The following is a 13127-nucleotide window of genomic DNA, read 5'->3' on the forward strand; positions in this document are numbered from 1 at the left end:
GCCGTTGTAGCATTCCGCGTTACACACCGAGACGCTTCGCTGTAAAGTGTAGCATTTTGCGTTACACGTCGAGACACCTCGCCGCAAAGCTTCATCATCATTGGATGTCTCGCTTCACACGTGGTGAATATCGTACAGTCCAAGATTCGTGGAACTTTCTGCCGGTTCCGCGAGCCTGGACCACGACCGGCCGGGGTCCATCCATGGCAGGAGGGCGCGGCCGTCCGCGCGAGTACGAGGTCACACATGAAGCAGGTGAGTGATTGGAAGCGAATCCCGTGGCGTCTGGCGCTGGGAGGCGTCGCGCTGGCATGGGCGGCTGGCTGTGGCGAGGCGCCTCCGGAGGCCTCGCCTCCCATGACGACGCCGGAAGTGACTCCGGAAGTCGTCGTCCCGGAGCAGTCCTCCCACCCGGAGCGCCGCGGCATCGGCGCGGTGGCGCTGCCGCCACGGGGCCCCTCGGCGCAGGCCACCCCCCTGGACCCGCGCAGCTCGCTCATCGTCACCGATGACGCCATCGTGAAGAACTTCCCGCTGCAGAAGGTGATGCAGCAACTGGTGACCCAGTCGGCCGTCGCGGGCCTCACCCCGCTGGCGCTCTTCCAGAACTGGTGGAGCACGGCGACGCCGCCCGGCTGTACGCCGGGCTTCAACAACTTCCCCTACCAGTGTCCGCGCGTCGAGGGGAACCAGGCCACCGTCAATCCCTTCATCAATCCCTCGGTCAACCCGGACGAGTACGTCCCCACCGCGCTGGTCAACCGCTTCGACCTGGCGCCGGTGAGCGGGACGGACTGCGGCGAGTACCGCATCGTCTACGCGAAGCGCTCCGGAATCACCAACCCGGGCCAGCGCAACCTCCTCATCTTCGAGGCGGTGCTGCCCAACCCCACGCCGGCCCTCGGGCTCGCGGGCTGCATGCCGGTGGCGAACTTCTGGGCGTCGCTGACCACGGCCAGCCTCGCCACGCGCATCGCCGGGCTGCAGAACTTCTACTTCACCGGCCTGGGCGGCGGCTTCATGCCGGTGGTCCACTACGACAACTACGGCAACCGCACGGGGATTCCGGCCACGGGCCAGGTGCGCACCAACCAGTTCATGCAGCCGCCCTGGACGCTGCGTGAGTTCAAGGTCCTGCGCACGATGTGCGGCTCCGTGCCCTGCGCGCTGAACTTCCGGCCGGTGGTGGACTCGACCAATCCGGGTGGGCTGCTCTTCAACCCGGCCTCCGGTCATCCGGAGGCCTTCAACTTCCAGAACGCGCAGTTCCCGTCGCAGGTGCCCAACCTGGCCATCAACGACATCAACCTGTTCAACTTCGCCTCCACGCAGCCGGAGAACAGCGGGCAGAGCAACGCTCAGGGCCCGGAGAATGACTACCTCTTCCACTTCGGCCCGGGCCCCAGCGTCTTCCACGGCAACATCCAGGCCGCGCTCACCGCCATCCCCAGCGCGCTGACGCCGCAGCAGGTCGTCGCGCGCTCGCTGGCCCTGTCGTGTGGGGGCTGCCACCAGCTCAGCAACGGCGCCAACCTGGGCGGCGGCATCATCTGGCCCCCGTCGCTGGGCTTCGTCCACGTGTCGGAGCAGACGTCCCCCGGCCCGTTCGGCCCGCGCTACAACATCTCCCCAGCGCTCACCGGTACCTTCCTGCCGCACCGTCAGGCCGTGCTGGAGACGTTCCTCAACTCCTCGTGCGGTGACGCCATCTGCCAGCCGTGGGAGACGCACGCCGCCTGCACGCTGGACTGCCCGTAGTCGCTCCACCCACTGTCTCGGGGCCCTGCGCACACCGGGCTCCGAGACATGTGTTCTGTGATTGAAGTCATCCAGGCCCGGGGCGGGTCAGTCCCGCCTCTGTAGTCAGACAGGAGCGTGCGGGTGTGTTTCGCATCCCGCTCCATGTTTATGCTCTGGGTGTGCAAAGGCAGTCATAAACAAGGCATGGCGGCACACACGGGTTTTTAAGTAAGACCCGACTAGCCCGAAGGCGCCCCCTCGCCTTCGCGGCTCCCCTCATGCGCCCTCAGTTCGGCATGTCCGTGTGGCCTCATGGCTCGAAGGCTCGTCAGCCTTCCTGCCGGCCTTGCGGGGGCCTGCTTCTCACACGCCTGCTCTGCCGCACGGAGTGTGAGCATCTGCTGCCGGTGCCGCTCTCCTCCGTGCAGGTCAGCGCTGTCGTCGCGCGCTCCCACCGCGCGCGGAGTGGAGCCGCCACCGGGAGCACCGTCCGATTCCGCTTCATCCACCGCGGCCGCGTTGGCCCCACCGAGTCGATGGGAATCCCGCCATGGAACCATTGAAGAAGAGCTTCCCCGCGCCGGAGCGGGCTCGCACGCCGGTCATCGTGGCGCGCACGGAGGAAGCGGAGCTGTCCTTCGCCCAGCTCCGGTTGTGGCTCGTGGACCAGTACCAGTCGGGCACCTCGCTCTACAACATCCCGGCCGCGCTGCGGCTGAAGGGCGCGCTCGACGTGCCGGCGCTGGAGCGGGCCTTCACGGAGGTGGTGCGCCGCCACCAGTCGCTGCGCACCACGTTCCGCGCGCGTGAGGGCCGGCCCGTCCAGGTCATCCACCCCGGCATGCCGTGCGAGCTGGACGTGGCGGACCTGCGGCGCCTGCCCGGGCCGGAGCGGGACGCGGAGGCCCTGCGCCTCGCGCGCGAGGAGGCCCGGCGCCCCTTCGACCTGACGCGCGGGCCGCTGCTGCGCACCGGGCTCGTCCGTCTCTCGGAGCAGGAGCACGTGCTGCTGGTGACGATGCACCACATCGTCTCCGACGCGTGGTCGCTCTCCGTGCTCATCCGCGAGGTGGGCGCGCTGTACGACGCCTTCCTCTCCGGCCAGCCGTCGCCACTGCCGGAGCTGCCCATCCAGTACGCGGACTACGCCGTGCGCCAGCGCGAGTGGCTCCAGGAGGACGTGCTGGACGGGCAGCTCGCGTACTGGAAGCGGCAGTTGGAGGGCGCGCCGCCCCAGCTGGAGCTGCCCACGGACCGGCCGCGCACCGCGGACACGCGCAACCCGGGTGCGATGATGCACGTGGAGCTGCCTTCGGCCCTCACCCGGAACCTGCGCAGCTTCTGCCGCGCGGAAGGGGCCACGCTGTTCATGGCCCTGCTGGCGGGGCTGCAGGCGGTGCTGGCGCGTTACTCGGGCCAGGACGACCTCTGCGTGGGCGCGCCCATCGCCGGGCGCCGTCAGGCGGAGACGGAGGGGCTCATCGGCTTCTTCGTCAACACGCTGGTGCTGCGCACGCGGCTGGGCGGAGACCCCACGTTCCGCGAGCTGCTCGCCCGCGTGAAGGAGGTGACGCTGGGCGCCTACTCCCACCAGGACGTGCCCTTCGAGAAGCTGGTGGAGGTGCTCCAGCCGGCGCGGCAGCTCGGGCACACGCCGTTCTTCCAGGTGGCGCTGGGGCTGCTCAACACGCCGCCCCTGGAGCTGTCGCTGCGCGGCCTCACGCTCACGCCGCTGGACGCGGTGGACAGTGGCACGTCCAAGTTCGATTTCACCCTCACGCTGGTGGAGTCTCCCCAGCGAATCGCAGGCACCCTGGAGTACCGGACGGACTTGTTCGATCCGGCCACCGCGGCGCGGATGATGGAGCACCTGCGCGTGCTCCTGGAGAACGCCGTCCTCTACCCGGCGCGGCGCCTGTCCGAGCTGTCCCTCCAGCCCACCGTGGAGCGGCGCCGGGTGCTGGTGGACTGGAATGCCACCTCCGTGGAGTACCCGCGCGACGTCAGCCTGCCCTCGTTGTTCGAGGCCCGCGCCGCCAGCACCCCGGACGCCGTGGCGGTGGAGTCGGCGGGCCGGGCCTTCACCTACGCGGAGCTGGACCGAAGCGCCAACCGGCTCGCCAACCACCTGCTCGCCGAGGGTGTACGCCTCGGAGACAGGGTGGCCCTGTGCCTGGAGCACTCGCCGGAGGCCGTGGTGGCCGTGCTCGGCATCCTGAAGGCCGGCGCCGCCTATGTGCCACTGGACCCGTCCGCTCCGGCCGAGCGGCTCGGCTTCATGCTGGAGGACACCGGTGCCGCGCGCGTGCTCACGCTGGAGGGCGCGTCGCGGCACCTTCCCCCGGGCGGAGTGCGGCCGCTCTTCCTCGACGCGGACGCCGCGCGCATCGCCGCCGCGCCGGACACAGCGCCACGCATGGAGACCACGGGCGCGGACCTGGCGTACGTCATGTACACGTCCGGTTCCACCGGCCGGCCCAAGGGCGTCTGCGTACCCCACCGCGCGGTGACGCGGCTGGTGCTGGGCACGGGCTTCGCGCGGCTGGGACCTGACGAGGTCTTCCTCCAATTGGCGCCGCTGGCCTTCGACGCCTCCACCTTCGAGCTGTGGGGCAGCCTGCTCCACGGCGCCCGGCTGGTGGTGCCGCCGCCGCATCCGCTGTCGCTGGAGGAGCTGGGCCGCGTCCTGGACAGGCACGGCATCACCACGCTGTGGCTGACGGCCGCGCTCTACGAGCAGATGGTCGCGGGCCAGCCGGCGTCCCTCGCGCGGGTGCGGCAGGTGCTCGCTGGCGGCGATGTGCTGCCGCCGGAGCGTGTGCGCGAGCACCTGGTCCTCGGCGGGCGGCTGGTGAATGGCTACGGCCCCACGGAGGGCACCACCTTCACCTGCTGCCACGTGCTGACGGACCCGGCCGGGGTGGGGCACTCGGTCTCCATCGGCCGGCCCATCGCGAACACGCGCGTGTACCTGCTGGACGCGCACCTGCGGCCGGTGCCCGTGGGCGTGCCGGGCGAGCTGTTCATCGGGGGCGACGGCCTGGCCTGGGGCTACCTGCGGCGGCCGGAGCTGACGGCGGAGTGCTTCATCCCGGACCCGTACAGCTCCACGCCCGGCGCTCGCCTCTACCGTTCCGGAGACCTCGCGCGGTGGCTGCCGGACGGGCGGCTGCAGTTCCACGGTCGCCGCGACGCGCAGGTGAAGCTGCGCGGTTTCCGAATCGAACCCGGCGAGGTGGAGGTGGCGCTGTCCCGCCACCCGGGCGTGCGCGAGGTGACGGTGGTGGCGCGCGACGACATGCCCGGCGGCAAGGCGCTGGTGGCGTACCTCGCGCCGCGCAACGCCGACACGCCGGACCCCCAGGTCCTGCGCGCCTTCCTCCGCAAGAGCCTGCCCGAGTACATGGTGCCGTCGGCCTTCGTCGTGCTGGACGCGCTGCCCGTCACCAGCAACGGCAAGGTGGACCGGCGCGCGCTGCCACACCCGGACACGGTGGGCGCGGGCGTGAAGGGCCGTGAGTCGGTGGCGCCGCGCACACCCGTGGAGGAGCAGGTCGCCGCGCTGGTGTGCCAGGTGCTCCGGCGCGAGCGCGTCAGCGTGCACGACGACTTCTTCGCGCTGGGCGGTCACTCGTTGCTCGCCACCCAGCTGCTCTCCCGCATGCAGCACACGCTGGGCGTGGAGCTGCCGCTGCGCGCCATGTTCGAGGGGCCCACCGTGGCCGACCTCGCGCGGCGCATCGAGGCGGAGCAGGGCGCGCCGGTGCGCTCACTGCCCCCGCTGGTCCGCGTGCCTCGCGACGGGCCGCTGCCGCTGTCCTTCTCGCAGGAGCGGCTCTGGAAGCTGTTCAAGCTGAACCCCGCGTCCACGGCCTACAACCAGCTGGGGACGTACCGCTTCGTCGGGGACATGAAGGTGGAGGCGCTCCACGGCGCGCTCCAGGCGATGGTGGACCGGCACGAGTCGCTGCGCACCACCTTCGTCGAGGAGGACGGGCGCCCGTTGCAGAAGGTGGCCCCGTCGTTCCACTTCGCGCTGCCGGTGACGGACCTGCGCGGGCGGGAGGACGCGCGGGACGAGGTGTTCCGGCGCATCTCCGAGGAGGCGCGCCGTCCTTTCGACCTGACGCGCGGGCCGCTGGTGCGCGGTGAGCTGTTCCGGCTCGCGGACGACGAGCACCTGCTGCTCTTCAGCAAGCACCACATCCTGTCGGACGGCTGGTCCGAGGGCATCCTCACCCGCGAGGTGGGGCTGTTCTATACGGCGCTCTCCACGGGCGTGACGCTGGCGCTGCCGCCGCTGCGCGTGCAGTACCCGGACTTCGCGGCGTGGCAGCGGGGCTGGCTCGCCGGGAGCGAGCTGGAGTCCCGGCTGGGCTACTGGCGCGCGGCGCTGGCCGGCGCGCCCACGTTGCTCGCCCTCCCCACCGACAAGCCCCGGCCGGCGACGCGGACCTTCAACGGCGCCTCGCTGCCGGTGGAACTGGGCCGCACGCACAGCGACGCGCTCAACGCCCTCTGCCAGCAGGAGCGGGTGACGCCCTTCATGGCGCTGCTGGCCCTGTTCGGCGCGGTGCTCTGCCGCGAGTCGGGCCAGGACGAGGTCGTCATCGGCTCGCCCATCGCCAACCGCACGCTGCCGGACCTGGAGCCGCTCATCGGCCTCTTCGTGAACGGGCTGGCGCTCCGCGTGGACCTGCGCGGCGGCCCCTCCTTCCGCCAGCTCCTCGCCCGCGTGCGGGACGTCACCCTGGGCGCGTACGCGCACCAGGAGGTGCCCTTCGAGCAGGTGGTGGACGCCATCGGCGTCCAGCGGCTGCCCAACCGCCCGCCGCTCTTCCAGGCCATGTTCGCGCTGCAGAACGCGCCCGCGGAGCCGGTGCCGCTGCCCGGCCTGACGCTGGCACCCATGGAGTCCACGGACCGGGGTAGCTCCATCTACGAGCTGTCCCTGGCGTTCTACGAGAGGGAGGGCGGCTTCAGCGGCAGCCTGGAGTTCAACACCGACCTGTTCGAGCCCACCACCGCGGAGCGCTGGCGCGACGCGCTGCTCGCGCTCATGGACCGGGTGCTGGCGAACCCCGATTCGCTGTGAGGTCTTCCATGGAAGAGAAGAACCGCTACCGCAACACGGAGTCGATGATCGTCCACGGCAATCCCTCCTTCCAGGCGGCGAAGGAGGCGGGGCTCCTGGACCTGTCGGTGCGCAACACCGGACGGGGCTCGCTCGAGCTGCCGGACGGCCGCGAGTTCATCAACATGTGCTCCTGCTCGTACCTGGGGCTGGACTCGCACCCCGACGTGCTCGAGGGCGCGATTGACGCGCTCCGCCGCGAGAAGACCATGGACATGGCCATCTCCCGGCTGCGGGTGCGCGTGTCCATCCTGGACGAGCTGGAGGAGGAGCTGTCCCGCCTCTGGCGCGCGAAGACGGTGGTCACCACCACGGCCAGCGCCGCCAGCGCGGGGCTGTTGCCGCTCATCGCCTCGGGGCACCTGCTGCCCGAGAAGCAGAAGCCGGTGCTCGTCTTCGACAAGGCGGCGCACTTCTCGATGAACCTCATCAAGCCCATCTGCGCGGACGAGACGGAGGTGCTCACGTCGCCGCACAACGACCTGGACTTCCTGGAGGACGTCTGCCGCAAGCACGCGCGCGTGGCCTACGTGGCGGACGGCTTCTACTCCATGGGCGGCGCGGCGGTGGTGAAGGAGCTGCTCGCGCTGCAGGACCGCTACGGCCTGTTCCTCTACTTCGACGATTCGCACTCCCTCTCGCTCTACGGCACGTCGGGCGAGGGCTTCGTGCGGACGCTGATTGGAGGCGAGGTGGGGCCGCGCACCATCATCATCGGTTCGCTGGGCAAGGGCTTCGGCACGGCGGGTGGGGCGGTGATGCTCGGCGCGGCCCACCACACGGACCTGGTGGGGCGCTTCGCCGGGCCGCTGGGCTGGTCGCAGAGCCTGTGCATCCCCGCCATCGGCGCCGGCCTGGGCTCCGCGCGCCTGCACGGGTCGGCGGAGCTGTCGAAGCGGCAGCAGGCGCTGCGCGCCAACATCCGCGCCTTCGACGAGCGCATCCCCACGCGCACCACGGGCGAGGACTTCCCCATCAAGGTCATCGAGGTGGGCCCCGAGGCCGCGGCGGTGGAGCGCTCGCGCCGGATGCTGGAGCGGGGCTTCTACACGTCGGCCGTGTTCTTCCCCATCGTCCCCAGGGGGCGGGCGGGCCTGCGCATCATGCTGCGCGCCAACCTGTCCCGGGACGACGTGCAGCGATTGTGTGACGCCGTGCAGGAAGTGTCAGCGCCGGTGGCTTGAAGAGAGAAAGCGGAGGCGTCATGCCGTTGCCCATTCCCAGCAGGACCTACCTCGTGACTCCCGCCCTGGACCCCACGCGCTTCGACAAGGCGGCGGCGGTGGGGGCGGACGTGGGGTTGCTCGACCTGGAGGACGGTGTGCCCGGGGCCCTCAAGGCCGAGGCGCGCCGGCTCGCCGTCGACCACCTCTGTCGCACCCGCCCCAGGGGCCCCATGACGGTGCGCATCAACAGCCTGCGCACCGTGGACGGCCTGCGGGACGTGCTCGCCCTGCTGGACGCGGACGCCCAGCCCGACGCCATCCTGCTGCCCAAGGTGGAGTCGCCCGTGGAGTTGCAGCAGCTCGACGAGCTGCTCGGCGAGCGCATCCCGGACGCCGTGCTGCTGGCCATCATCGAGACGCCCCGGGGCGTGTCGGCGGTGGACGCCATCGCCGGTGCCACGCCCCGGCTGCGGGGCCTCATCTTCGGCGCGGCGGACCTGTCGTCGCAGCTCGGCGTGCCGATGACGTGGGAGCCCATGCTGTACGCGCGCTCACGCATCGCCATGGCCGCGGGCCTCGCCGGGCTGGCCGCCATCGACTCGCCCTTCTTCGACCTGGAGGACCCGGAGGGCCTGGCGGAGGAGACGCGCCGGGCGCGCGCGCTGGGCTTCACCGCGAAGATCGTCATCCACCCGGACCAGGTGGACCTCATCCACGAGGCGCTCCGTCCCACCGCCCGCATGGTGGACCACGCACGGCGCGTGCTGGCCCAGGCGGATGACGGGAAGGGTGGCATCCACCTCGTGGGTGGCAACATGGTGGGCCCTCCGCTGGTGGCGGCCGCGCGGCGGGTGCTGGCGAGCGTGAAGCTGGAGGAGGCCCTGGAGCCCGTCGCGCTGCGCACGAGCGCCGGCAGGGGAGACACATGAAGAAGATGGTCACCGCCCACAAGAAGGTGGGCAAGCAGCGCTACCGCGAGACGCACGGCCTCTATTACGAGGACTTCGAGGTGGGCGACGTGTTCGAGCACCGGCCCGGGCGCACCCTCACCGACGTGGACAACATCTGGCAGTCGCTGCTGTGCCTCAACACGCACCCGCTCCACATCGACGCGGTGTACGCCAGCAAGACGGAGTGGAAGCGGCCGCTGATGTCGAGCCTGGTGACGCTGGCCATCGTTGGAGGTATGAGCCTCAACAGCACCAGCGCCAAGGGCGTGGCCAACCTGGGCTGGGACAAGGTCCGTCTCACCGCCCCCGTCTTCGTGGGCGACACCATCTACGCGGAGAGCCGCGTGCTGGACAAACGCATGTCGAAGTCGCGCAAGACGCAGGGCGTGGTCTCCGTGGAGACGAAGGGCGTGAAGGCGGACGGCACCGTCTTCATGACCTTCGAGCGTTCCTTCCTGGTGCCGCTGCGCAAGCACGCGGTGGACGTCGATGCCAACTACTGAAGCGGCCATGCGGGCGGTGGTGCTGGAGGAGTTCGGCGGGCCGGAGGTCATCCGGCTGGCGGAGGTGCCCCGTCCGCGGCCGGGCCCCCGCCAGCTCCGCGTGCGCGTGCGTGCCGCCGCCCTGAATCGCGGGGACACGGTGCAGCGCAGCGGCGGCTACCCGCTGCCTCCCGGCATCAAGAGCCCGCGCATGGGCATCGAGGTGGCGGGCGAGGTGGAGGCGGTGGGCGCCGAGGTGCGCGGCTTCACCCCGGGCCAGCGCGTCTTCGGCCTGGTGGACGGCGGCGGCTACGCCGAGGCGTGCCTCATGGAGGAGGGGATGGCCATCCCCATGCCGGACGGCTGGTCCTTCGTGAACGCCGCGGCCACGCCGGAGGCCTTCATCACCGCGCACGAGTCGCTGGTGGAGCTGGGCGGCCTGCGCAAGGGCCAGTCCGTGCTCATCCACGCGGGCGGCAGCGGGATTGGCACCGCCTGCATCCAGGTGGCGCATGCGGTGGGCGCGAAGGTGTTCGTCACCGTGAGCACCGAGGAGAAGCGGCGCCGGTGCCTGGAGCTGGGGGCCGACGCGGGCGTGCTGCGCACGGAGCGCAACTTCGCCCGCGAGGTGCCGACGCTCAATGGCAACGCGGGCGTGGACCTGGTGGTGGACTTCGTGGGCGGCGCGGCGCTGGAGCGCAACCTGTCCGTCCTGAAGTTCGGTGGGTGCGTGCTGCTGCTGGGCATGCTGGAGGGGATGAGCGCGGAGCTGGATTTGCGACAGGTGGTCATGCGCCGCCTGCAGCTCAAGGGCATGGCGCTGCGCCCGCTGCCGCCGGAGGAGAAGGCGGCCGTCACCCGGCGCTTTCGCGAGCGGTGGCTGCCGGAGCTGGTCGCCGGGCGCGTGCGCCCCATCATCGACTCCACCTTCCCGCTGGAGCGCGCGGCGGACGCGCACCGGCGCATGGAGTCCAACGCCAGCTTCGGGAAGATCGTCCTGGAGGTGTAGGCGCCCTCGCCGTGTCAGAAGGAGAGGTTGACCTGCAGGGTGATGAGGTTCGTGGTGCCCGGGTCCTTCGCCAGGCTGAGGCCCGTGGCGGCGGCCGGGTCCGGCGACTCCTGGTGGGCGATCTGGTAGCGCAGCTTGAGGGCCAGGTACGGCGCGTCCACGAACCACGCGAGCTGGGCCTCGCCGACGTAGAGCAGGTCGTTGTCTACATTCCCGCTCGCGTCCAGGTAGCTGAGCCGTACCCCCGCATCCAGCACCTTCTTGTAGAAGACATAGTCGGCCTGCACCCACGCGCCGAAGCTGGTGAAGTGGGCCGCATCTCCGGGGGGATCGGTGCGGCGCAGGTACGCCTCGCCAAAGAAGCTGAAGCGCCGGGCCTGCACGAACACGTCCACCGAGCCCGTGGCGAAGCGGCGCACGCCCTCGCGCTCGATCTTGAAGATGCCGGCCTCCGGGTTGAAGTTCTCCTGGATCTGCTCCACCTCGCCGCCCGCGCCCTGCACGGTGAAGGACACGTTGAGCGGGGGCGGCTCCTTGTCACCGGACATGATGAAGGGAAGCTCGCCGTAGCCGGGCTTCCCCATGGGGGAGCAGGTGAGCCGGGCATTGAGCTGGTAGCGGCCGGGCTCCGAGGTGATGGTGCGCAGCGGCGAGCCGCTGTAGATGCCCGCGTAGTACTCCAGGTGCTCCGTCGTGCCGAGGAAGGTGACGCCCTTGTCGCGGCCGGTCCAGAAGTAGTTGGCGATGGGCGCGAACTCGGGGAAGAGGATCTGCTGCGGTCCCCACGACTCGTGCCGGCTCAGGGGCGTGTACTGCTGGCCCGCGCGCAGGCCGACCGCGTCGATGGGCTGCACTTCCACGAACGAGTCCAGCACGTAGATGGGAAACGCCGCCATCTCCAGCGAGGTCCAGAAGCGGATCCACGGCCGGTAGATGTTGCCCTTGAGGATGGGACGCAGGAACGAGAAGGCGGTGCGGGACTCGGCCTCGCCATCCACGAAGATGGGCTCGATCTTGTACCCGGCCTGCAGTCCCAGCCCCAGCAGGTAGTTGCCGTCCGCGGACTGGAGGTGGAAGCCCTTCTGCCGGTCGAAGCCGCCCGTCAGCGACGGGCCGTCCTCCTTCGAGTCCTCGTCGTCGTCTGCCCACCCACGGGCCGGCGCGAGCAGCGCCGCCACAGCGAGCCCACCCACCCATTGCTTTCGGCCCATGTATGTCCCCCGCGCCCGGTCCGTGCAGCAGGGTGGGGACTCGCGGGCTCCGCGCAAACGGAACGCGGGGGGCATCGTCGTCGGGACGACGCGGGGACGGAAGCAACGTGTCCCGGCCGATAGCGGACCGGGACCTGGGGGAGGGCCCTGCGTCGCGTGTCAGGGGCGCTCCGGGCCGCTCGTGCCGGAGCCTCCCGTCGCGGACCCGGCGCTGGGGATGGGCTTCGCGGCATACAGGTTGCCCCCCAGCGTGTTGATGACCTGGGTGATGGCCTTCTGCGCGCGCACGCTGTTGCCGGCCTCGTCCAGTGGGGGCGAGAACACGGCGATGGCGTAGCGGCCGGGCACCACCGCGACGATGCCACCTCCCACGCCGCTCTTGGCCGGCGCGCCCGTCCGGTAGAGCCACTCGCCGGTGTTCTCATAGAGGCCGTTGGTGGCCATCAACGCCAGCGTCCGCCGCGCCGTGTCCGGGCTCACCACGCGCTGGCCCGTCACCGGGTTGACGCCGCCATTGGCCAGCGTGGCGCCCATGGTGGCGAGCTGCTTCGCCGTCACGTCCAGGGAGCACTGTCGCGTGTACAGGTCCAGCGCCTGTTCTCGCGGGGAGCCGAGCACCTTGTAGGACTCCAGCAGCGCGGAGATGGACTGGTTGCGCGTGTTGGTGGCCGTCTCCGACTTGTAGACCTCATTGTTGACCGGCAGCGGCTCGCCGGCGAACGCGGCGAAGGTGTCGTTGATCTTCTTCCAGCGTTCCTCGGGCGTGCGGGCCGGCAGCATGCTCACGGTGGTGATGGCGCCCGCATTGACGAGCGGGTTGCCGGCCCGGTGGTCGTCGTTCATCTCGATGGCGACGATGGAGTTGAAGGGCTGGCCGGTGGCGTCCACGCCAATCGTGTCCTCCACCTTCTGCGCGCCCACCTCCTCCATGAGCCGCGCCAGGGTGAAGGGCTTGGACACGGACTCGATGGGGAAGGGCGCCTGCGCCTGCCCCTCGACGAACACCCGTCCGTCGACGGTGACGAGCGCGAGGCCGTACAGCTTCGAGTCCACCTTCGCGAGGTAGGGGATGTAGTCCGCGTTCTTGCCCTCCTTGTCGTTGGCGAAGGCCTGGTGGGCCCGCTGGAGGGCCTGGTGGATCTCCTGCTCGGAGGGGAGCTCGGACCCCGGGGCGGGGGAGGCCGCCGGGCGGGCGGACGCCGGGGAAGTCTTCGTCTGGGGCGCGCCGCCCAGCGCGGTGCCCGCGCCGCCCAGGGTGAGCAGGAGGGTGGAGAGGAGCCAGCGGCTCCGGCATCGTGCGGCCTGCGTCATGGTGGAGTCCTCCGGGGTCGGTGGGTAGCAGAGAGATGGGAGAGCCGCGCTCGCGCCGCAACGGCCGGCGGCCGGGGCTGGGAAGCAGGGGGGGACTCGGACCCACGCCCCCGGCGCAGGGAGC

At 70.8% G+C, this 13127-nt stretch carries 8 protein-coding genes; 6 read left to right on the plus strand and 2 right to left on the minus strand.

Going from position 1 to position 13127, the window contains the following annotated elements:
* Nucleotides 1-246: 246 nt before the first annotated feature.
* The 6 genes from OV427_RS45305 (at nucleotide 247) to OV427_RS45330 (ending at nucleotide 10481) form a co-directional block, all read left to right on the plus strand.
* Nucleotides 247-1758, plus strand: coding sequence for a hypothetical protein (locus tag OV427_RS45305; RefSeq protein WP_267862463.1), 1512 nt, complete (start codon nucleotides 247-249; stop codon nucleotides 1756-1758).
* Nucleotides 1759-2290: 532 nt separating this feature from the next.
* Nucleotides 2291-6835, plus strand: a complete 4545-nt coding sequence (locus OV427_RS45310) for a non-ribosomal peptide synthetase (RefSeq protein WP_267862464.1) — start codon at nucleotides 2291-2293, stop codon at nucleotides 6833-6835.
* Nucleotides 6836-6843: 8 nt separating this feature from the next.
* Nucleotides 6844-8058 carry an aminotransferase class I/II-fold pyridoxal phosphate-dependent enzyme gene (locus OV427_RS45315; RefSeq protein ID WP_267862465.1) on the plus strand — a complete coding sequence of 405 codons (1215 nt, stop codon included), beginning with the start codon at nucleotides 6844-6846 and terminating at the stop codon, nucleotides 8056-8058.
* Nucleotides 8059-8078: 20 nt separating this feature from the next.
* Entirely contained in the window at nucleotides 8079-8969 is an 891-nt protein-coding gene (locus tag OV427_RS45320; RefSeq protein WP_267862466.1) for an HpcH/HpaI aldolase/citrate lyase family protein, read from the plus strand.
* Nucleotides 8966-9493: a MaoC/PaaZ C-terminal domain-containing protein gene (locus tag OV427_RS45325; protein WP_267862467.1), complete on the plus strand. Its 528-nt coding sequence runs from the start codon at nucleotides 8966-8968 to the stop codon at nucleotides 9491-9493. Before OV427_RS45320 ends, OV427_RS45325 begins: the two co-directional genes overlap by 4 nt.
* The gene (locus tag OV427_RS45330; RefSeq protein ID WP_267862468.1) at nucleotides 9480-10481 is read left to right on the plus strand and encodes an NAD(P)H-quinone oxidoreductase; all 1002 of its coding nucleotides are present in this window, start codon (nucleotides 9480-9482) and stop codon (nucleotides 10479-10481) included. Before OV427_RS45325 ends, OV427_RS45330 begins: the two co-directional genes overlap by 14 nt.
* Nucleotides 10482-10495: 14 nt before the next feature.
* Here the strand turns inward: OV427_RS45330 and OV427_RS45335 are convergent, their stop codons facing one another.
* On the minus strand, nucleotides 10496-11692 hold the full coding sequence (locus OV427_RS45335; RefSeq protein ID WP_267862469.1) for a porin: 1197 nt from the start codon (nucleotides 11690-11692) through the stop codon (nucleotides 10496-10498).
* Nucleotides 11693-11851: 159 nt separating this feature from the next.
* On the minus strand, nucleotides 11852-13003 hold the full coding sequence (gene glsA / locus OV427_RS45340; RefSeq protein ID WP_267862470.1) for a glutaminase A: 1152 nt from the start codon (nucleotides 13001-13003) through the stop codon (nucleotides 11852-11854).
* Nucleotides 13004-13127 lie beyond the last annotated feature (124 nt).

The organism is Pyxidicoccus sp. MSG2, assembly GCF_026626705.1.
Lineage (GTDB): Bacteria > Myxococcota > Myxococcia > Myxococcales > Myxococcaceae > Myxococcus.

Excerpts from the sequence above, each read along its gene's own strand:
- OV427_RS45305 (WP_267862463.1), top strand. The coding sequence starts at position 247 with ATGAAGCAGGTGAGTGATTGGAAGCGAATCCCGTGGCGTCTGGCGCTG.
- OV427_RS45310 (WP_267862464.1), top strand. The coding sequence starts at position 2,291 with ATGGAACCATTGAAGAAGAGCTTCCCCGCGCCGGAGCGGGCTCGCACG.
- OV427_RS45315 (WP_267862465.1), top strand. The coding sequence starts at position 6,844 with ATGGAAGAGAAGAACCGCTACCGCAACACGGAGTCGATGATCGTCCAC.
- OV427_RS45320 (WP_267862466.1), top strand. The coding sequence starts at position 8,079 with ATGCCGTTGCCCATTCCCAGCAGGACCTACCTCGTGACTCCCGCCCTG.
- OV427_RS45325 (WP_267862467.1), top strand. The coding sequence starts at position 8,966 with ATGAAGAAGATGGTCACCGCCCACAAGAAGGTGGGCAAGCAGCGCTAC.
- OV427_RS45330 (WP_267862468.1), top strand. The coding sequence starts at position 9,480 with ATGCCAACTACTGAAGCGGCCATGCGGGCGGTGGTGCTGGAGGAGTTC.
- OV427_RS45335 (WP_267862469.1), bottom strand. The coding sequence starts at position 11,692 with ATGGGCCGAAAGCAATGGGTGGGTGGGCTCGCTGTGGCGGCGCTGCTC.
- glsA (WP_267862470.1), bottom strand. The coding sequence starts at position 13,003 with ATGACGCAGGCCGCACGATGCCGGAGCCGCTGGCTCCTCTCCACCCTC.